Origin of the sequence: Micromonospora sp. NPDC047753, from assembly GCF_040642735.1 — a bacterium.
Classification (GTDB): Bacteria; Actinomycetota; Actinomycetes; order Mycobacteriales; family Micromonosporaceae; genus Micromonospora.
Map to the genome: position 1 here is coordinate 1 of NZ_JBEYSL010000070.1, position 18461 is coordinate 18461.

The 18461-nt window shown below is 70.4% G+C and carries 18 protein-coding genes, 2 tRNA genes, 1 other RNA gene and 3 pseudogenes; 12 read left to right on the top strand and 12 right to left on the bottom strand.

Annotated features, from left to right (window positions below; genetic code table 11):
* On the bottom strand, window positions 1-202 hold a 202-nt coding region (locus ABZ749_RS08955), incomplete at its 3' end, for a hypothetical protein (RefSeq protein WP_357224765.1).
* 159 nt (window positions 203-361) lie between these two features.
* On the opposite strand from ABZ749_RS08955, the gene ABZ749_RS08960 reads away from it, so the two are divergent.
* Window positions 362-1240: a hypothetical protein gene (locus tag ABZ749_RS08960; RefSeq protein ID WP_357224713.1), complete on the top strand. Its 879-nt coding sequence runs from the start codon at window positions 362-364 to the stop codon at window positions 1238-1240.
* Window positions 1241-1311: 71 nt separating this feature from the next.
* On the opposite strand, the gene ABZ749_RS08965 is transcribed toward ABZ749_RS08960, so the two are convergent.
* Window positions 1312-2982 (bottom strand): DUF885 domain-containing protein, encoded by a 1671-nt coding sequence (locus ABZ749_RS08965; protein WP_357224718.1) that lies wholly within the window; start codon window positions 2980-2982, stop codon window positions 1312-1314.
* Between the two features lie 131 nt (window positions 2983-3113).
* Between ABZ749_RS08965 and ABZ749_RS08970 the strand changes: the two are divergent.
* Window positions 3114-4241: pseudogene (locus ABZ749_RS08970) on the top strand (DMT family transporter); the annotation flags it as partial.
* On the opposite strand, the gene ABZ749_RS08975 reads toward ABZ749_RS08970, so the two are convergent.
* Together ABZ749_RS08975 and ABZ749_RS08980 are read right to left on the bottom strand one after the other, a co-directional pair.
* A complete protein-coding gene (locus ABZ749_RS08975; protein ID WP_357224722.1) occupies window positions 4124-5197 on the bottom strand; it encodes a PHP domain-containing protein in 1074 nt (357 codons plus the stop codon). The pseudogene ABZ749_RS08970 and the gene ABZ749_RS08975 sit on opposite strands and share 118 nt — an antisense overlap.
* A 1-nt stretch (window position 5198) precedes the next feature.
* Entirely contained in the window at window positions 5199-5960 is a 762-nt protein-coding gene (locus tag ABZ749_RS08980) for a M23 family metallopeptidase (protein WP_357224725.1), read from the bottom strand.
* Between the two features lie 64 nt (window positions 5961-6024).
* On the opposite strand from ABZ749_RS08980, the gene ABZ749_RS08985 reads away from it, so the two are divergent.
* From ABZ749_RS08985 to ABZ749_RS09000, 4 genes are all read left to right on the top strand, one after another.
* On the top strand, window positions 6025-6414 hold the full coding sequence (locus tag ABZ749_RS08985) for a hypothetical protein (RefSeq protein ID WP_357224728.1): 390 nt from the start codon (window positions 6025-6027) through the stop codon (window positions 6412-6414).
* 111 nt (window positions 6415-6525) lie between these two features.
* A complete protein-coding gene (locus ABZ749_RS08990) occupies window positions 6526-6693 on the top strand; it encodes a hypothetical protein (protein WP_167362451.1) in 168 nt (55 codons plus the stop codon).
* A gap of 116 nt (window positions 6694-6809) precedes the next feature.
* Window positions 6810-7337: a tRNA adenosine deaminase-associated protein gene (locus ABZ749_RS08995; protein WP_355006056.1), complete on the top strand. Its 528-nt coding sequence runs from the start codon at window positions 6810-6812 to the stop codon at window positions 7335-7337.
* A 145-nt stretch (window positions 7338-7482) separates the two neighbouring features.
* On the top strand, window positions 7483-7929 hold the full coding sequence (locus ABZ749_RS09000) for a nucleoside deaminase (RefSeq protein WP_208648837.1): 447 nt from the start codon (window positions 7483-7485) through the stop codon (window positions 7927-7929).
* A 144-nt stretch (window positions 7930-8073) separates the two neighbouring features.
* Here ABZ749_RS09000 and deoD read toward each other — a convergent pair whose 3' ends face one another.
* Window positions 8074-8781, bottom strand: a complete 708-nt coding sequence (gene deoD, locus ABZ749_RS09005; RefSeq protein WP_074315244.1) for a purine-nucleoside phosphorylase — start codon at window positions 8779-8781, stop codon at window positions 8074-8076.
* Window positions 8782-8856: 75 nt separating this feature from the next.
* On the opposite strand from deoD, the gene ABZ749_RS09010 reads away from it, so the two are divergent.
* Window positions 8857-8943 (top strand) — tRNA-Ser (locus ABZ749_RS09010).
* Between the two features lie 135 nt (window positions 8944-9078).
* On the opposite strand, the pseudogene ABZ749_RS09015 reads toward ABZ749_RS09010, so the two are convergent.
* Together ABZ749_RS09015 and ABZ749_RS09020 are read right to left on the bottom strand one after the other, a co-directional pair.
* Window positions 9079-9495: pseudogene (locus ABZ749_RS09015) on the bottom strand (SDR family oxidoreductase); the annotation flags it as partial.
* 16 nt (window positions 9496-9511) lie between these two features.
* Window positions 9512-10447, bottom strand: coding sequence for a TetR/AcrR family transcriptional regulator C-terminal domain-containing protein (locus ABZ749_RS09020; RefSeq protein ID WP_357224732.1), 936 nt, complete (start codon window positions 10445-10447; stop codon window positions 9512-9514).
* Between the two features lie 237 nt (window positions 10448-10684).
* Here ABZ749_RS09020 and ABZ749_RS09025 point away from each other — a divergent pair, with 237 nt between their 5' ends.
* Complete coding sequence (locus ABZ749_RS09025; protein WP_357224734.1) at window positions 10685-12232, top strand: carboxylesterase family protein; 1548 nt, start codon at window positions 10685-10687, stop codon at window positions 12230-12232.
* Between the two features lie 69 nt (window positions 12233-12301).
* Here ABZ749_RS09025 and ABZ749_RS09030 read toward each other — a convergent pair whose 3' ends face one another.
* On the bottom strand, window positions 12302-12832 hold the full coding sequence (locus ABZ749_RS09030) for a hypothetical protein (protein ID WP_357224738.1): 531 nt from the start codon (window positions 12830-12832) through the stop codon (window positions 12302-12304).
* Between the two features lie 57 nt (window positions 12833-12889).
* Window positions 12890-13444: a hypothetical protein gene (locus tag ABZ749_RS09035; protein ID WP_357224741.1), complete on the bottom strand. Its 555-nt coding sequence runs from the start codon at window positions 13442-13444 to the stop codon at window positions 12890-12892.
* 158 nt (window positions 13445-13602) lie between these two features.
* On the opposite strand from ABZ749_RS09035, the gene ABZ749_RS09040 reads away from it, so the two are divergent.
* Window positions 13603-14250, top strand: coding sequence for a DUF1349 domain-containing protein (locus ABZ749_RS09040; protein WP_357224746.1), 648 nt, complete (start codon window positions 13603-13605; stop codon window positions 14248-14250).
* A gap of 37 nt (window positions 14251-14287) precedes the next feature.
* On the opposite strand, the gene ABZ749_RS09045 is transcribed toward ABZ749_RS09040, so the two are convergent.
* Both ABZ749_RS09045 and ABZ749_RS09050 read right to left on the bottom strand, forming a co-directional pair.
* Window positions 14288-14479 carry a DUF397 domain-containing protein gene (locus tag ABZ749_RS09045; RefSeq protein ID WP_357224749.1) on the bottom strand — a complete coding sequence of 64 codons (192 nt, stop codon included), beginning with the start codon at window positions 14477-14479 and terminating at the stop codon, window positions 14288-14290.
* Window positions 14470-14550, bottom strand: a pseudogene (locus ABZ749_RS09050) (XRE family transcriptional regulator); the annotation flags it as partial. The gene ABZ749_RS09045 and the pseudogene ABZ749_RS09050, both read right to left, overlap by 10 nt.
* Window positions 14551-14790: 240 nt before the next feature.
* Between ABZ749_RS09050 and ABZ749_RS09055 the strand changes: the two are divergent.
* Window positions 14791-15348: a hypothetical protein gene (locus ABZ749_RS09055; protein WP_357224753.1), complete on the top strand. Its 558-nt coding sequence runs from the start codon at window positions 14791-14793 to the stop codon at window positions 15346-15348.
* Between the two features lie 264 nt (window positions 15349-15612).
* Here ABZ749_RS09055 and ABZ749_RS09060 read toward each other — a convergent pair.
* Window positions 15613-15697, bottom strand: a tRNA-Ser gene (locus tag ABZ749_RS09060).
* Between the two features lie 82 nt (window positions 15698-15779).
* Here ABZ749_RS09060 and ffs point away from each other — a divergent pair.
* Window positions 15780-15869, top strand: an RNA gene (gene ffs, locus ABZ749_RS09065) — signal recognition particle sRNA small type.
* A gap of 203 nt (window positions 15870-16072) precedes the next feature.
* Window positions 16073-18461: DNA polymerase III subunit gamma and tau (locus tag ABZ749_RS09070; protein WP_357224757.1), on the top strand; the 2389-nt coding region annotated here is incomplete at its 3' end.

Below are 18461 nucleotides of genomic sequence, written 5' to 3' on the forward strand. Positions count from 1 at the left end.
CGTGCCCGAGGAACGCGTTCTCCGCCACCGACAGGTCCTCGACGAGGTCGAGCTCCTGGTAGATCGTGGCGATACCCGCCTTCATGGCGGCCTGCCCGACGCCGACCTGTCCGACGCCGACCTGTCCGACGCCGACCTGTCCGACGCCGAACAGGTCGACGCCGAACAGGTCGATGCGGATCAGGCCGAGGCGGATCAGCACGGCACGGATCAGCCTGGCGCGGAGCAACGCGGAGTCGAGCGGCTCGACACGGAGCGGATCGGAGGCGTGCAGGCCGACGCGTCCGGCGAACTGATGGACCGCCCGCCGACCGACGCGGGCGCACCCCCCGAGTGGCCGGGACGTTCTGCTGATCCTCGGGTGTTCGGAGTCGCACTGCTGGTGCTGGGCCTCGCCGCGGCCGGCCTGGCCACCCAGCCCAGAGCGGTGCAGGCCGCACCGACCCGACCCGCCGCGACCGCCTGCCCGACCCCGTCCCGGTCCGGCACGCCGTCGCCCACCACTCCCACCACCAGGACGCCGACCCCGACACCGAGCGCCAGCCCGGAGCGGGACGGCAACATCATCACCGACATCCTGGACGAGATCGGGGACCTGTTCACCGGTGGACGCAACGAGAAGACCGCGACGCCGTCGGCTACCCCGACCGCCAGCCCGTCGGCGAAGCCGACAGTCACGCCGACGGCCCGTCCCGGGTCCACGGCCTGCCCGTCACCGAACCCGGGCGGGTCAGGCAAGCCCGGGGCCACGACACCCGACAAGCCAGACAAAGCGGAGCCGGGCAAGCCGCTGCCCCGCATCGCGGCCGACCCGAATCTGCCAATGGTGGGCCAGATGCCGTCCAAGCTCACCGGCTCCAAGGTCACCATGACCGGGCTGCGGTTCGACGGGACCACCGAGCTGCAGACCGAGAAGGGCAGCCTCAAGGTGCTGAAGTTCAGCATGCGGGAGGCGGTGACCGACGACTTCCTGCTGGTCGCCGACGGCCCCGACGGTCGCACCCAGCGATACAAGACCGACCGGCTGACCGTCCGCGGTGACGTGGCCTTCTACTCCACCCGGTTCGTCGGCAAGCTGCTCGGCATCAAGCTCACCCTGACCCCGGACCTGCCGTTGCCGGACGGGATCCCGGTCACCCTGCCGATCTCGATCACGTTCAGCGACCCGGTGATGGATCTGGCGTACGTCACCAGTGACACGCTGACCGCCCGGCCGTCGTTGGCGCTGGCCCTCGGCTGAACGACACCCGCCCCGATGGCTCCGGGTGCTGGCGGTACGACGAGCCGCCAGCGCCCGGAGCCATCAGCGACTCAGAGCCGGGCCAGCGCCCGACGCAGCGGGTCGAGACCCAGGGCACCCAGGTCCAACGCCTGCCGGTGGAACTCCCGCAGGTCGAAATCGGCGCCCTTGCGGGCCTTGGCGTCCTCGCGGGCCTGGAGCCAGATCCGCTCACCCACCTTGTACGACGGCGCCTGCCCCGGCCAACCCAGGTAACGGTTCAGCTCGAAGCGCAGGTTCTCGTCCGGAACCCGGCAGTGCGCCCGCATGAACTCCCAGCCCAGCTCGGGCGTCCACCGCTCGCCCGGGTGGAAACCGAACGGATTGTCCTTCGGGATCTCCAGCTCCAGGTGCATGCCGATGTCCACGATGACCCGTGCCGCACGCATCGCCTGGCCGTCGAGCATGCCCAGCTTGTCGCCCGGATCCTCCAGGTAGCCCAACTCGTCCATCAGCCGCTCCGAGTAGAGCGCCCAGCCCTCACCGTGCCCGGAGACCCAGCAGAGCAGCCGCTGCCAACGGTTGAGCAGGTCGGCCCGGACGGCGGTCTGCGCCACCTGGAGATGGTGACCCGGCACGCCCTCGTGGTAGACCGTTGTCACCTCTCGCCAGGTGGAGAAGTCGCTGATGCCCTGCGGCACCGCCCACCACATCCGACCCGGGCGGGAGAAGTCCTCGCTCGGGCCGGTGTAGTAGATGGCACCGTCGCTGGTCGGGGCGAGGCAGCACTCGATGCGGCGGACCTGCTCGGGGATGTCGAAGTGGGTGCCGTGCAGCTCGGTGATCGCCTTGTCGGCCAGTGCCTGCATCCAGTCCCGGAATGCCTCCTTGCCCTGGATGGTCCGGGCCGGGTCGGCGTCCAACTTGGTCACGGCCTCGTCGACGGTGGCACCGGAGCCGGCGATGCGCCCCGCCACGACCTGCATCTCCGCCTCCAGGCGGGCCAGCTCGGCGAAGCCCCAGGCGTACGTCTCGTCCAGGTCGACCTTGGCGCCGAGGAAGTACTGCGAGGCGAGCTCGTAGCGCTCGCGACCGGCGGCCTGCTTGTCCCGCCCGTGCGGGGCCATCTCGGTACGCAGGAACTGGCCGAACTCGGCGGTCGCCGCGGTCGCCGCCGCCGCACCCCGGCGCAGTTCCGCCCCGAGCGTGCCCTCCGCCCCGAGCCGCTCGACCAGCCCGTGGAAGAAGTTGTCACCGGTCGGGTCGACCCAGATGTCGCACTGCTTGGCCACCTCGACCAACTGCACCTTTGAGCTGACCTCACCGGCGGCGAGCGCTTCCCGCAGCGTGGTCTTGTAGCCCTCCAGCGCGGCACCGAAGCCGTTGAGCCGGGCGGCGATGTTGGCCTTCTCGTCGCTGGTCGCGGTGGGCATCAGGTCGAACACCATGCGGATCTCGTGCAGCCCGCTGGTGATCACGCTGACCTCGCTGGTCACCTCACCGGCGTCGTACCTGGCAAGGTCCAGGCCGAGCCGCTCCTGCATGGCCTCCTTGGCGGTCCGTTCCGATTCGTTCTCCGGCTCGGTCACCTCCAGCTCGGCCAGGGTCCGGCGGGTGAGGTCCGCGCGCGCACCGTAGCCGTCGGGCGAGAGGTCGTCGAGCTGGTCGTCATGGCCGGCGATGCCGACGAAGGTCGCTCCGGTGGGGCTCAACGGCGCCCACTCGGCCACGTAGCGGTTGGCGAGTTCATCAATTCGTCCCACGCTGCGACCCTACGTGACCACCCCACCCCCCGTGTCGCCGACGTTTGTCGTGTTGGAGCTGCGGGTTCAGGCACGGCGTGACTGCCGAAAGGCGCGCGACTTTGTCGTTCGGTTGCGGCAGAGTGTCAGGGGTGACCACCGATACCACTCCTGACAAAGCGCCGCTGCGCGCCTGGCTGCCCGGCTTTGTCGCCCTCGCCGCGATCTGGGGTTCCAGCTTTCTCTTCATCAAGGTCGGGGTGGCCGAGCTGCACCCGGTCCAACTCACCCTCTACCGGGTCGTCGCCGGCGCGTTGACCCTGCTGGTGGTCCTCGCCGTGCTGCGCGACCGGCTGCCCCACGAGCCCCGGGTCTGGGCGCACCTGACCGTCGTCGCCGCCTTCGGCGTGGCCGTGCCGTTCACCCTCTTCGGCTACGGCGAGCAGCGGGTCGAGTCGATGCTGGCCGGCATCTGGAACGCCACCACGCCGTTGATCGTGCTGCCGCTTGCGGTGCTGGTCTTCCGCACCGAGCGGCTCACGGTGCGCCGTGCGGTCGGGCTCGGGCTGGGCTTCGTCGGGGTGCTGGTGGTGCTCGGGGTCTGGGAGGGCATCGGCGGGGCGCACTTCACGGGGCAGCTCATGTGCTTCGGTGCGGCGGCCTGCTACGGCGTGGCCATCCCGTACCAGAAGCGGTTCGTCGCCGACAGCGCGTACTCAGGCCTGTCGCTCTCCACCGCGCAACTGCTGCTCGCGGCCGCACAGTTGGCCATCGTCGCTCCCTTCGTCGCCGGCCTGCCGCCACTGCCCACCGAGCTGTCGGCGGGGGTGGTGGCAAGTGTGCTGACCCTCGGCGCGCTCGGCACCGGGCTCGCGTTCGTGATCAACATGCGCAACATCCGGCTGGCCGGCGCGAGCACCGCGTCCACTGTCACGTACCTGGTCCCGATCTTCGCGGTGCTGATCGGTGCGCTGGCGCTCGACGAACGACTCAACTGGCACCAGCCGGTCGGCGCGCTGATCGTGCTGCTCGGGGTCGCGGTCTCGCAGGGGATGTTCAGTCGTCGGCGGAGCAGCCCGGTGGTCGGCGTCGGCGCTCCCGCCACGCCCGCCGCCGAGCCCGCCCGCAGCTGACCGACCACAGTTTCGATCAGCGCCGGGAGTCAGGTGCGGGTGTGCGTCCAGGTCACCAGTTGCTCCGCCGACCAGGTGTTGATCACGCGGTCGGCGGGGACGCCGCAGAGGGCGGCGCGTTCACAGCCGAACCGTTGCCAGTCGAGTTGGCCGGGCGCGTGCGCGTCGGTGTTGATGGCGAACCGGCAGCCGGCCTCCAGGGCGCGACGGATCAGGCGCTTCGGCGGGTCCTGCCGCTCCGGCCGAGAGTTGATCTCGACGGCGGTGTCGTGCTCGGCGCAGGCGGCGAAGACCGCGTCCGCGTCGAAGTCGCTCTCCGCCCTGGTCCGCGCGCGGTGCCCCCGATCGCCCGGACCGGTCACCCCGGCCGGGCGGGACGACACCATCCGGCCGGTGACGTGCCCGAGGATGTCCAGGTGCGGATTGGCGACCGCCTTCAGCATGCGCCGGGTCATCTTCGACCGCTCGTCCTTCAGGCCGCTGTGCACCGACCCGACCACCACGTCGAGCCGCGCCAACAGGTCGTCGTCCTGATCCAGGGAACCGTCGGCGAGGATGTCCACCTCGATCCCGGTGAGGATCCGGAATCCCTCGGGCAGCGCCGCGTTCACCTGCGCTACATGGTCGAGCTGCCGGCGCAGCCGCTCCGCGGTCAGCCCGCGGGCCACCGTCAGCCGGGGCGAGTGGTCGGTCAGCACCAGGTACTCGTGGCCCAACTCCACAGCGGCCAACGCCATCTCCTCGATGGGTGAGCCGCCGTCGGACCAGTCCGAGTGGGTGTGGCAGTCGCCGCGCAGGGCGGCGCGGAGCGCCGTGGCCTCGGCGTCCAGGTCGCTGCCCTCGGTCGCCACCAGACGGCGGAGGTAGACAGGTTCCTCACCGGCGAGGGACTCCGCCACGCAACGGGCCGTGACGTCACCGACCCCGGCCAGTTCGGTGAGCGTGCCGTTGCCGACCCGTTCGGTCAGCTCGGCCGCAGGCAGGCCGGCCAGCGCCTTCGCCGCCGACCGGAACGCGCGTACCCGGTAGGTGGCCTCGTTCGCCCGTTCCAACAGGAAGGCGATCCGGCGCAGGTCGGCGATGGGGTCTCTCGCGCGAGCCATGTCAGGGCGCCTTCGGGCAACCGCGCTTGCGTTGCCACGCGGTGACCTCGGTGGCCGGCTCCCGGTTGCCGCCGCGCCGCCAGGAGTCCAGGTAACGCGCCGGCCAGATCACCCCGCGCCGGATCCACCAGCCGTCCTTGCCCGCGCACGCCGGCGAGATGCCGAAGTGCACATGACACACGTTGTTCGCGTTGCCCGTACGGCCCACCTTGCCGAGCTGCTGCCCGGCGCGGACCCGCACCCCGGCGTCGACTCCGCCGGTCACGACGCTCAGGTGCGAGCCGTAGTAGCGCACCCCGTCGTCCCCGAGCAGGGCGACCGACAGGCCACCGTTGTCCGGGCCCTGCGGCCCACGCTTGCGGTACCGGTCCACTCGGCTCACCTCCAGCACCGTCCCGTCGGTCACCGCCACGAACGGCTCGCCGCAGTCGGCGAAGAGGTCCGTCGCCGGGTACGCCCCGTGCGTCGGGTGGTAGTCGACGTTGTCGGCGCGTACCGGAAAGACATGCTTCAGCCCGGTGCGGGGTGCCGCCGCCGACGGCCTGGCCGACGACGGCGCCGGGGAGCTCGGGTCGCTCGCCGCCGGCGGGGGCGGCTGCGACGCCGGCTGGTCGGCGGTCGCCCAGACCGACTGTGGCGTCGGCGCGGCGCCGTCGGGCACCCCCGGCCGGGTGGTCGCGCAGCCGGCGGCCAACACCGGGGCGAGCAACAGCAGGATCGGGTACGCCGGACGAGCGCGGCGGCTGATCGTCGGCGAGGACATCCGGTCATCCTGGCAGAGCCGGTACCGTGGGCACGAGCGGCACGCGTGAGGGAGGGCAGCGACGGTGACCATTGCCCGACCCGAACCTGGCCCGGATTTCGGTGCCGCCCGCCCGGTTCCGCGTACCCCGTCGGGTCTCTTCCCCTCCGGGCCACCGCCACGGCCCACCTATCGCGAGCCGCACCCGGTCACCGGCGGTGGTGTCGCCGCCGGAGGCGGCGCGGCGGCCGGGTGGCTGCTGCTGTTCGGCCTGCTCGGCACCGATGTGGCCAGCTACGCGTGGTGGACGGTGTTCGCCGGCCTGCTGGCCTGGGCCACCGCCCTGGTGCTGGTGCGCTTCGGCGACCGAGGGGTGGCGACCGGGGTCGCCATCGTCACGGCGGGTGGTTGGAGCATCGCCGCAGCAGTGGTGGCGGTCCGCTGGGCCACCAGTGGTGACTGGCCGCTGTGGTGACCGGCGCGGACGGGCCCCGAAACGGTGTTCGGTGACTGCACCGTGTGCCCGGTTGGCTGCGTAGCGAACGCCGTCTTGACGTGGCCGCCGAGACTCGGCACGCTCGCAACTATGGCCTGGACCACTCCCCGGCAGGATCCCGATCGCAATCGCCGTCGACTGCAGTTGCTGGCCGAGTTGGCGGGCGCCCGGGCGGTCCGCCAGCGCAGCCGACCGCAGCGGCAGCGCACCGAGCGTCTGCGCCAGCTCATCGCCACCCGCCGTCGAGTGGTCGGCTGATTCGACTTTGTCAGGAATGACCCGCCCTTCGGGGCGTTGACGGGTCGCCTGCCGACCCGACCGGCTAACGTGCACGCGTAACGAGTCGACGCTGTGTCGAGGCTATTGGGGGGACCGTGTCGTACTTCGCTGCGGCCGTGGTGCGCGACGACAGTGGCTGGACTGCCGCCGAGGTCAGCCTGCGTGGCGCCACCGACATCGACGAGGTTGCCGACCGGCTGCGTGACGTCGACCTGGAGGCCGACGTGTCGCTGCTCTTCGTCGAGGCCGACGACGCCTACCTGGTGATCCTGCGCCTCGACGAGGGCGAGGACCTGCGGGTCTTCGGTTCGGACTCCGCGTACGCGGAGGAGTCGCAGCTCGGGTCGCTGCTGGTCGGTGACCTGAAGACCTCGGTCACGGGGCTCGACGGCGACGACGAGCCACGCCCGGTGAGCACCGGTGACGAGGAGACCGAGCAGCCCGTCGTCGACCCGGAGGCCGATCCGGTCGGCGACGCCGACCTGCTGGCCAACCTGGGTATCTCCGCGCAGAAGCTGCTGACCCTCTGCACCCACGAGGGGATGATGCCGGCGGACGTCACCGTCGAGATCTGCCAGGTGCTCGGCTGCGCCGACGAGGTCGAGGAGCTGCGTGAGGTCTGAGCCGGCCGATGCCACCGATCCGTCGCTGGAGTCGATCCGACCGGGCCAGCCGACCCCCGGCGCGGTGCGCCGCGCCGGGCCCGGCGCGCACGAGGGCCTGGCCGACCTGGGCGAGGTCGGCCGACGACAGCGGCACGAGCTGTGGATGCGCCGTGCCCTGGAGGTGGCCGTCGCCGGTCCGCCCGTCGACGACACGGTCAGCACCGACGTCGACGACGTGCCGGTGGGGGCGGTGCTCTACGGGCCGGACGGCACCGAATTGGCCACCGGACGCAACGAGCGCGAGCTGACCGGTGACCCCACCGCCCACGCCGAGGTGCTGGCCCTGCGCCGGGGCGCCGAGCGCACCGGTCGGTGGCGGCTGGACGGCTGCACCCTGGTGGTGACCCTCGAACCGTGCACCATGTGCGCCGGGGCGCTGGTACTGGCCCGGGTCTCCACGGTCGTGTTCGGTGCCTGGGAGCCCAAGACCGGCGCTGCCGGATCGCTCTGGGACGTGCTGCGGGACCGTCGGCTCAACCACCGCCCCGAGGTCTACGGCGGGGTGCTGGAGGCCGAGACCGCCACCGTCCTGCGCGCGTTCTTCCGCTGAGAGGCGCTGGCAGCCGTCTGAAGGCACTGGCCGCCGTCTGACTTTCTGCGCCCCGGCGGTCTGATGCGAAAGAGCGTGATGACTGTGAGTCATCGTGATGCCTCACAGTCATCACGCTCTTCGCGGTATTGCCGCCCGAACAGGTCAGGCGATGATCGTGTCGAGGGCGATCTCGACCATCTGGCTGAAGGTCTGCTCGCGCTCCTCCGAGGTGGTCTTCTCACCGGTCTTGATGTGGTCGCTGACGGTCAACACGGTCAGCGCGCGGGCCTTGAACCGGGCGGCGATCGTGTAGAGCGCCGCCGACTCCATCTCCACTGCCAGCACGCCGTAGTCGGCGAGGGTGTCGTACAGGTCCGGCCGGTCGGTGTAGAAGGCGTCCGCCGCAAGGATCGGCCCCACGTGCATGGTGATGCCACGCCGCTCGGCCACCTCGACCGACGTACGCAGCAGCCCGAAGTCGGCCACCGGGGCGTAGTCGATCAGCCCGTCGAAGCGCATCCGGTTCATGTTCGAGTCGGTGGACGACCCGATCGCGGCCACCACGTCCCGCAGTTGCAGGTCCGTGCTGAGGGCGCCACAGGAGCCGACCCGGATCAGCGTCTTCACGCCGTACTCGTTGATCAGCTCGTGGGCGTAGATGGAGGCAGACGGCATGCCCATGCCGGAGCCCTGGACGGAAACCTCGACGCCGTTCCAGCGGCCGGTGAAACCCAGCATGCCCCGAACCGTCGAGTAGCAGGTAGCGCCCTCGAGGTAGGTCTCCGCGATCCACTTGGCCCGCAGGGGGTCGCCCGGCATCAGGACCCGCTCGGCGATCTCGCCCGGCTTCGCGCCGATGTGCGTACTCATGGCAAAGATCCTGCCAGGCCGGCCGGGGCGATACCGGTTCGGCGTCGGAACCGGCGGTCCTGTACCCTCGTCGGCGGTGGCGTGTCCGAGCGGCCTAAGGAGCACGCCTCGAAAGCGTGTGAGGGTTAACGCCCTCCGAGGGTTCAAATCCCTCCGCCACCGCTCTGCAGTGCAGAAACGCCCGGTCGATCCGCGAGGATCGACCGGGCGTTTTCGCGTCAGAGCTGCTGCTCGCCGCCCGTCGACGAACAACTCGCCGCCGGTCATGAAGCTGCTCTGGTCGGAGGCGAGGAAGAGCGCGGCGTTGGCGATCTCGTCCGGGTGTGCCATGCGCTGCATGGGCACGCCCGAGGCGATGGTCTTCAGCAGCCCGGGGGCCTCGGCGGGGCTGGGTGCGAGGCCGGCGAGCCCGGGGGTCTCGGTCGAGCCGGGCACCAGGGTGTTGACCCGGATCTTCCGGCCGATCAGCTCGGCGGCCCAGGTGCGGCCGAACGAGCGGATGGCCGCCTTGGACGCCGCGTAGACGCTGAACGCCGGGGTGCCGGCAGGGCCTTCTGCACGGTGAAGATGGTGCCGTAGATGTTGGTGTCGAAGGTCTTGGCGACGTGCTCGACCGTGATCGAGTCGAGCGACCGGAACTCTCCGCCGCCGGCGTCGAGGCGTTCTGGCGTCAGGGATATGAGGGCGCCTCGGTGAACGACCGGAGCGGGCCACCGACCCGGTCTGAGCGTCACCGTCCGAGCAGCTGCTCCACCCCGTCGAGGAGTCGTTGCAGGCCGAATTCGAAGAGGCTCTCGACGTCGAGGTCGATCGCTGTCCGGCTGAGCCGGGCCAGATGCGGAAACTCGCCCGCCGCGAGCAGTCCGCCGAACACGTCGGCCTGAGCCGTCATCCATTCGTCACCGCTCAGGCCGGTGTCCTGCTCCGCCTCGGCCTCCCGCTCCAGGTTGACGGCGCTGCCTCGAACATGGTTGGCCAGGACGACCACCAGATGGAGTTTGGTGTGCTGGTCCAAGCCGTGGCGGGCGAGAGCGCGCAGCGCCCACTCGGTGTGCGCGACGGCATGCGGTGCCATCAGCGGGCGGGTCAGTGAGATGACCTGGGCCAGCCAGGGATGCCGCCGGTAGATCGACCACTGAAGTCGGCTGAGCAACTCCAGCTGGGCTCGCCAACCGGGCGGGAACGTGCGCGGCAGCCGATGCGTGGCGAAGGCCGCGTCCGCCATCAGCACGAGAAGCTGCTCCTTGCCCCGAACCTGCCGGTACAGCGACATGGTGGGGACGTCCAACTCCAGCGCGATGCGCCGCATGCTCAGCGCCGGTAACCCCTCGGCGTCGGCGATCGTCATGGCGGTCCGCACCACCTGGTCGCGGTTCAACCCTCGGACGGGCAGCCGCCGACCGGCGGACGGGGCGGCCCGACCCGGCGTGTTCGGCGCTGCGCCGGTCACCACCATGCCCACACCCGGCACCGCCCGGACCAGATTCTCCTGGCGGAGCGCGGTGAGCGCCCGGCTGGCGGTCGCCATGGCGACGCCCCACTCCCGAACGATCTGCCGGGTGGACGGCACCCGATCGCCCGGACCCAGCTCGCCTGCCACGATGCGCCGTCGCAACTCCCCGACGATGCGTAGATAAGGAGGAGCGGCCTCGTCGAACTCCGCCACGATCGCCTCCCGTCCGCCTCGCGGCGACCGTAGCGCACTAGAGCACCAGCCAGTGCCCCCGTCCTGCCCGTCGCGGCGTACTAGAGCTCCGTGTCCGGATGGTTGCCAGCTCGACATGCTCGACGCAGCCCGGTGCGTACGCCGTACCGGCGTCGACGAGATGGGAAGAGCATGAGGAGAGTCTCGTACCCCCGATGGGCCGTCACATTGGGCGTTGTCGTCCTCGTCTGTCCGGCGATGGCCGTCGGTCCGGCCGCGGCCAACGACGACCGCCGGAGCGCGGCCGTCGTCCGGACCGACCAGGGCGCGGTGCGGGGGACCGTCGCGGCGGACCACCGCTCGTTCCAGGGCATCCCGTACGCGAGCCCGCCGCTGGGCGCGCTGCGCTGGGCACCGCCGCAGCCCGGTCCGACATGGACCGGAGTACGCGACGCCAGCCGGCCCGGTGCCACCTGCGCCCAACTGCAAGGGCTGCCGATGGACAGACCCTCCGAATCCGAGGACTGCCTCTACCTGAATGTCACCACCCCGCGCTCGGTTGCACGAACGCCACGACCGGTCATGGTGTGGCTGCACGGCGGCGACTTCCGGTTCGGCAGTGGCGACGGCCACGGCGGGCAGCGGTTGGCCGCCGGTGGTGACGTCATCGTCGTCACTCTGAACTACCGGCTCGGCGCGCTCGGCTTCCTGGCGCATCCGGCGCTGGCCGGCCGGGACGGAGTCACCGGCAACTTCGGGTTGCAGGACCAGCAGGCCGCACTGCGCTGGGTGCGGCGCAACGCGGTGGCCTTCGGCGGCGACCCGGGCAACGTCACAGTGTTCGGCCAGTCCGCCGGGGCGACCAGCGTCTGCGCGCAGCTCGCCGCGCCCGCCGCCGCTGGCCTGTTCCACCGCGCGATCATGCAGAGCAACTCGTGCACCAACCCGGTCCAGACCCGGGCCGAGGCGGTTGACGCGGCCCGGGAGTTCGCGCGGAGGATCGGCTGCACCGACCCGGCTGTGGTCGCCGCCTGCCTGCGCGGACGGACCCCCGCCCGGCTGGTCGAGACGGTCGGCTATCCCGGCGCGGGAGTCGACCTGGGCCCGGTCGTCGACGGTCGCACGCTACCGGTGGACCCGGCGGACGCGCTGAGCACCGGGAGGCTGCATCCGGTGCCGGTGTTGACCGGGATGAACCGGGATGAGTCCCGACTCGTGGTGTGGGGGATGGAACGGGTCGGGCTCAACTGCCCGGAGCCGCCGAAGCCCGACCAGGAGCCGGAGTCGTGCCCGCTCACTGACGACCAGTACCGCGACCAGGTACGCGCCATGTTCGGTGACCACGCGGGGCAGGTGCTGGCCCGCTATCCGCGCGACCCCGCACATTCCGCCAGCGTGACGTTGGGCGCGGTGCTGACCGATCACGACTACGCCGAGCCGATCTACTCCGCCGCGTTGGCTTTCGCGCGGCGGGTGCCGACGTTCGCGTACGAGTTCGCCGACGAGGAGTCGCCGTTCTTCACCGAAGGACCCGAACCGACGTTCGCCACCGGCGCGTACCACTGTGCCGAGCTGCCGTACCTGTTCGCTGTCGACTATGCCGAGGCGCTCACGCCGACCCAGCGGCGGCTCTCCGACGAGATGGTGCGGACCTGGAGCGACTTCGCCCGGACGGGTCGGGTGGGCTGGCCGCGACTGCGCCCTGATGCTCCGTACGTGCGGGTGTTCGCCGGTGGCGGCGGATCGCGCGCGACGGACTTCGCGGCGGCCCACTCGTACGACTTCTGGCGGTCGCTGCTCCGCTGAACGACGACTGATCCGTCGGGGCCGGGACGATCCATCGTGGAGCGGAGCGGTTCGACAGGGCAGCTCGACTCAGCACGGGCCCGTCCCCTCGTTGAAGAGGCGGCGGGCCCAGTCCGCGTACCCGGCTATGGTTTTTCGGACCGTGCGCCCGTCGTGCAGGAACAGGTACGCGCGGTCGCCGCTGCGGGCGAGCAGCCCGTCGAGTCGGTGTGTCCCCTGTGGAGCCCTCAATCGGCTGACCTCCGGGTAGCGGTCCCAGACCTCGTCGACGGGCGAACCCGCCGTTATGCCCTCCGGTGTCCGCATCGGGTCGCCGACCCAGAGCAGCACGAGTTTGTCCTCCACGAAGACCGGGCTGACCGTGTCGTGGCCAGCGAGCATCGGCCCGCAGGCGTCCAGGCTGGTACGCAGGATGCCGCGTCGGGTCAGCTCGTCCTCGGTGGCACCGAATTCGATGTTGCTGAGGCCGTTCAGGTCGATGATCTCCACGTTGCCGGCGGGCCGGCCGTTCGGAATCGACCTGGTGGGCGGTACGCCGCTGCCCGCGATCGAGGCAGCCGTCAACAGTGCGGCGATAAACGCAAATTGTCGCAATTTCATGGAATCCCCCAGTCCCCCAACGGAACGGGAGCGTTCAGGTTGCTGCCGAACGCCGGATTACTGGTTTTCCCACTGTTCGACCAGCTCGTCCCAGTAGTCGGCGCTGAGTCGACGCCGCCCGTGCGCCAACCAACCCTCGGTGCTTCGCTCCAGATGCAACCCCAGTTCGGCGAACCTGTCGATCCAGGTGCCGGGCTCCACGCCGAGCTGACTCAGCGCGCCGTTGATCGGCCACTGCTCGCGCGGCGCGCTCAACTCGTCGTCGAAGCACGGGCCCCAGGACAGCGCCCCGCCCAACCACACCGCTGCCGACTGGTAGCCGACCCCACCACCGAACTCCGCCTCCAGATAGGCCACCGGCCCCGACTGTGACCAACGGGTCAGCACCTCGACCAGCGCCGTCGACAACACCAGGCCGAACGGACGCGCGGCGCTCCGGTCGTCAGTGGCGAAATCCGGCAACGACCCGGTCAGCTCGATCACCAACTGCGGGGTGACCGGCAGCAACGCGAAGTCCTGGCGCAGCCCGCCGAGGACCGCGTGATCCAGCCCGGCGGTCTGCTCGCGGAGCAGCTCAACGTCCGCGATCACCGCGCTGAGCTGGTAAGCCATGGAACCTCCGGTCGTCCACAGCCTGTGGATAGAACATGTGTACGACGGGACTCTCCGTCGTCGGTGCCTGGGACGGTACCGGCCGGAGAAAGGACGTGCCGGGCCCTGCTCGATCAGTGGGCGTCGGCGAGCAGGACGACCGTTGTACGGTCCTGGCCATGGTCAGTCAACTGAGCGTTCCCGGTGTGCCGTTCCCGCTCGTGCCCTCGTCCGCCGAGCTGTGGCGGGTCGACGAGGCGGCCGGCACCGTGGCGGTCGAGGCGCAGCCGCTCACGGACATCTTCATCGACCCCAGCACCGGCGTCGCCGACGCGGCCGGAACCACCACGGTCAGCGCCGAGTCGACGCTCAACGCCGCGACGCTGATCGGGGACCTGCCGACGGGGGACTTCCAGTTCAGCGCCCGGGTCAGCGTGGACTTCGCCGCCACCTTCGATGCCGGTGTGCTCCTGCTGTGGCTCGACGAGCGGCGCTGGGCCAAGCTGTGCTTCGAGTTCTCCCCGGCGGGCGAACCGATGATCGTGTCGGTCATCTGCCGAGGCGTCGCCGACGACGCGAACGCCTTCGTCGTACCCGACCGGTCGGTGTGGCTGCGAGTCTCCCGAGTCGACGGGGTCTACGCGTACCACGCCTCGGTCGACGGTGAGACCTGGCAGCTTATCCGCGTCTTCCTCCTCGACCCCGACGCGTCTCGCGACCGGATCGGCTTCGCGGGCCAGTCCCCGACCGGTCAGGGGTGCAGCGTGACCTTCGACGAGATCACGTTCCGGGCAGAGCGTCTGGGAGATCTCCGCGACGGGTCCTGACCTGTTCGCCGCGGTGGGGCGTGTGACCGGGAGCAGGTCAGGTGCGTCGGGTGAGCTGGCTGACGAACGCGCGCCAGGCCGTGGGCGCGAAGGCGAGCGCCGGACCGGTCGGGTCCTTTGAATCCCGTACGCCGATGACGCCGGGGAGGTTGTCGGCGACCTCGACGCAGTTGCCGCCGTTGCCGCTGCTGCGGCTGCTCTTGCGCCACCGGGCGCCGTTCAGCTCCATGACTCCGCCACTTCCTGGATGAGTTGGACCGACTGCCAGTGGGACAACGCCTCGCCGCGCACGTTCTCCCATGCGAGGCCGGCATAGGCGGCCGTCGTGCTGCTCAGCCGAGCGGAGGTGGAAGGAAGGGCAATCGCCCGGTAGCCATGGAGTTGCTGGTTGGACTTCTGGGCAGCAGTTGGCCAACTGGGAGCACGACGTTCGCGAATGTGCTCGACATACCATTACAAAATCCTGAATTCGGACGGGTGTCGGGACCTTGATCCTCCTCCTCCCGCCACCCCTGCCAGCGACTGTGATTCAATCGCGGGATGGCACTCCAGGCATCATCGGTCGAGATCCAATCGCCCGCATTATTCCTGGTAATTGATCTAGGGCGACCAACGGTCCGCGATTTCTACATGCACTTCGGAGCCATCAACACTCTGTGGGGAGCTTCATTCGCGGCTTATCAAGAGACCGCCAATGCGGAGGCCTGGCAGCGTCTCAAGGATGAGTTGCGCACAGCCAATCGCCAGGACGAGATCGTTCCGAGCCTTATTGTAGATCGAGTCCGACTGGCAAGTCCCGTAGAGGCTGCGCTGACATCGATAGCGACCTCGTACGCTCCGATCGCATATGGACTGGCCGGGATGGCGGTCCTTGAACGCACCATTCGGTTGATCATGGAATGGCAACGTCATCGAGAAGAGCTCCGACGATCCCGAATGACCGACGCCGAGGCAGGTGGGATATTGAACGAGGCGACGGAGATGGAAATGCAAGGCGGGCATCTCGGTAGCTCCAGAGAAGCTGTTATCCGCCTTTCTGAACGTCGGATTATTGCAGTGGAGCGGCAGGATCCCGGTAGCGAGATTGATGAACAATAGTCGCAGAAACGGGGACTGTAGGAATTTCGACTGCCGGGATGGCTGGCCGTGGCCAGCATGCCACCGACTCCATTCGGGTCGGCCATCGCCAGAGAAGTCGGCGGGCTGATCTGGCGGCAGGCGACGGAAGAACCAGCCGAGCAAGGCGCCGACGCGGACCCTGACGACGACTAGGCGGGGCGCCCGTGCCAGCTAACTGAGGCCGCGACATCAACGCCCGGCAGACCGTGAGGGTCTGCCGGGCGTTTCTGCTGCTCAGGCGAGCGGAGGATACGAGATTCGAACTCGTGAGGGTGTAAACCCAACACGCTTTCCAAGCGTGCGCCCTAGGCCTCTAGGCGAATCCTCCGCGAGCCAGGATACAGGTCCGTGTCGGCCGGGCCACCCCACCACCCCCTGAAGATCGACAGGCGGTCGGGTAGGCTGGGCGTCACCTCCCGTGCGGCGGTATCTCGTGAACCTCCCCAGGGCCGGAAGGCAGCAAGGATAAGCGAGCTCTGCCGGGTGCACGGGAGGCCTTTTTGTCTGTGGGCCGGTTGATCCACTCGACATCCCTGATGTCGCGGTGTCCCGGCCATGCGGACACCGCGGTTTCCAGGAAGCCGAGTCGATCAAGCCCTGGCGGCCCGGTCGATCAAGGCTGAAGGCCCAGGCGCCCGGGGTGGTGGGTGGTCACCCGCGCCCGACCGGCGCAGAATGGCTCGGTCGAGAGGAGGCGGGACGAGTGACGCTGGCGCTCTACCGCAAGTACCGGCCGCGTACCTTCGCTGAGGTCATCGGTCAGGAGCACGTGACCGAGCCGCTGTCGCAGGCGCTGCGCAGCGGACGGCTCAACCACGCCTACCTCTTCTCCGGCCCCCGTGGCTGCGGCAAGACCACCAGCGCCCGGATCATGGCCCGCTCGCTCAACTGTGAGCAGGGCCCCACGCCCGAGCCGTGCGGCAAGTGTGACTCCTGCCGCTCGCTGGCCGCCGACGGCGCCGGCTCGATCGACGTGATCGAGATCGACGCGGCCAGCCACGGCGGTGTCGACGACGCCCGCGAGCTGCGCGAGCGCGCCTTCTTCGCGCCGGCCAGCAGCCGCTTCAAGATCTACATCATCGACGAGGCGCACATGGTCTCGACCCAGGGCTTCAACGCCCTGCTCAAGCTGGTCGAGGAGCCCCCGGAGTACGTCAAGTTCATCTTCGCCACCACCGAGCCGGAGAAGGTCCTCGGCACGATCCGGTCGCGGACCCACCACTACCCGTTCCGGCTGTTTCCGCCGAAGGTGGTCCGCCCGTACCTGGAACAGCTCACCCAGGCCGAGGGCGTCGCCGTCGAGCCGGCGGTCTTTCCGCTGGTGGTCCGCGCCGGTGGCGGCAGCATGCGGGACAGCCTCTCCGTGCTCGACCAGCTCATCGCCGGCGCCGGCGCGGAGGGAGTCAGCTACGCCCGGGCCGTCGCGCTGCTCGGGGTCACCGACTCGGCGCTGATCGACGAGATGTGCGACGCGCTGGCCGCCGGTGACGGCGCGGCCGCGTACGCCACCGTCGACCGGGTCGCCGAGGCCGGGCACGACATGCGCCGGTTCGCCTCCGACCTGCTGGAACGGCTGCGCGACCTGATCGTGATCCAGCAGGTGCCGGACGCCGCCGCGAAGGGTCTGATCGACGGCCCGGCCGACCAGATCGAGCGGATGGCAGCCCAGGCCTCGCAGCTCGGCTCGGCAACGCTCTCCCGCTGCGCCGACATCGTGCACAACGGCCTGGTCGAGATGCGCGGCACCACAGCACCCCGCCTGCTGCTGGAGCTGATCTGCGCCCGGATGCTGCTGCCCGGCGCGGACGACTCCACCGGCGGCCTGCTCCAGCGCCTGGAACGGATGGAACGCCGGCTCACCCTGGGCGGCGGCGACGCGCCGTCGGCCGCCGCCGGCTCCGCGCCAACCAACCACCCAGGGGTACGCCCACAGCCAGCCACCCCGGTCCCGGCTGCCGCCACCCCGGCACCCGCGAACGCCCCCACCTCGGCACCGCCGTGGGACGTCGACCCGGCGGCGTCCCCGGCCCAGGGCGCTCCCGCCCCGGCTGCTCCGGTCACCGAGGCACCCGCTCCGACCTCCGGCGCACCGGCCTCGTACGTCTCGCCGGCCGACTCGCCGATCCCGGCCTCGCCCGGCGCGTCGACCGGTCCGGCAACCGCTGACCAGGCCGTACCCGTCTCGCCCGCCGGCCCGGCCCCGCGTCGCGTGGTGCCACCGTCGGCGGTACTTCCCGACCCGGCCACGCCCGCGCCGCCCCGACCCGGAGCACCGGCCGCCGCGCTGGACGCGGTGGCGGTACGTCGCGTCTGGCCCGACGTGGTCGGCAAGGTCAACCGGACCAACAAGCGGATCGCCGCCCTGATGCGCGACGCGGTGGTCCGCGAACTCGACGGCGACACGCTGGTGCTGACGGTGAAGTCAACAGTGCTGGCCAAGATGATGGCCGACCACGCGGCGGTGCTCACCGACGCGCTCTACGAGGAGTTGGGCGGGCGCTGGCAGATCCGCTGCGAGGTGGCCGGCGAGCGCGGCGGCGTGTCGCTGTCCGGCTCATCGCGCGCACCGCAGACCGCACCGCCCCGACCCGCCGCGCCGCCAGCCCCGTCCGACGCGCCCGCCGCCGCGAACCCGACTGCCGCAGGCCCGACGAGCGCGCCTGGCTCGAATGCCGCCGGCTCGAATGCCGCGCCTGGCTCGACCGCTGCGCCTGGCTCGACCGCTGCGCCTGGCTCGAACACTGCGCCCGGCTCGAACCCCGCGCCTGGCTCGAACGCAGCGTCAGGGGCGAACACATTTGGCTCGACCGCTGTGCCAAGTTCGAGCGCGGCGCCTGGTTTCAGCGCCGCGCATGGCCCGAACGCCGCGCCCGGCTCGAACGCTGGGTCAGGCTCGACCGCAGCGCCAGGTGCGAACTCCGCCGGGCCTGGAAGTGGGCCACCCAACGCCCCGACCGCCGCCGGTCCGACGAACACCTCGCCGATCGCCGCGAACCCGACCACCAGTCGGGTACGCCCCCCGGCGTGCCCGAGAACCGCCTCGGTGATCCGGTGTTCGGTCGCGGTGTCGAGACTGGACATCGCATCGTCCA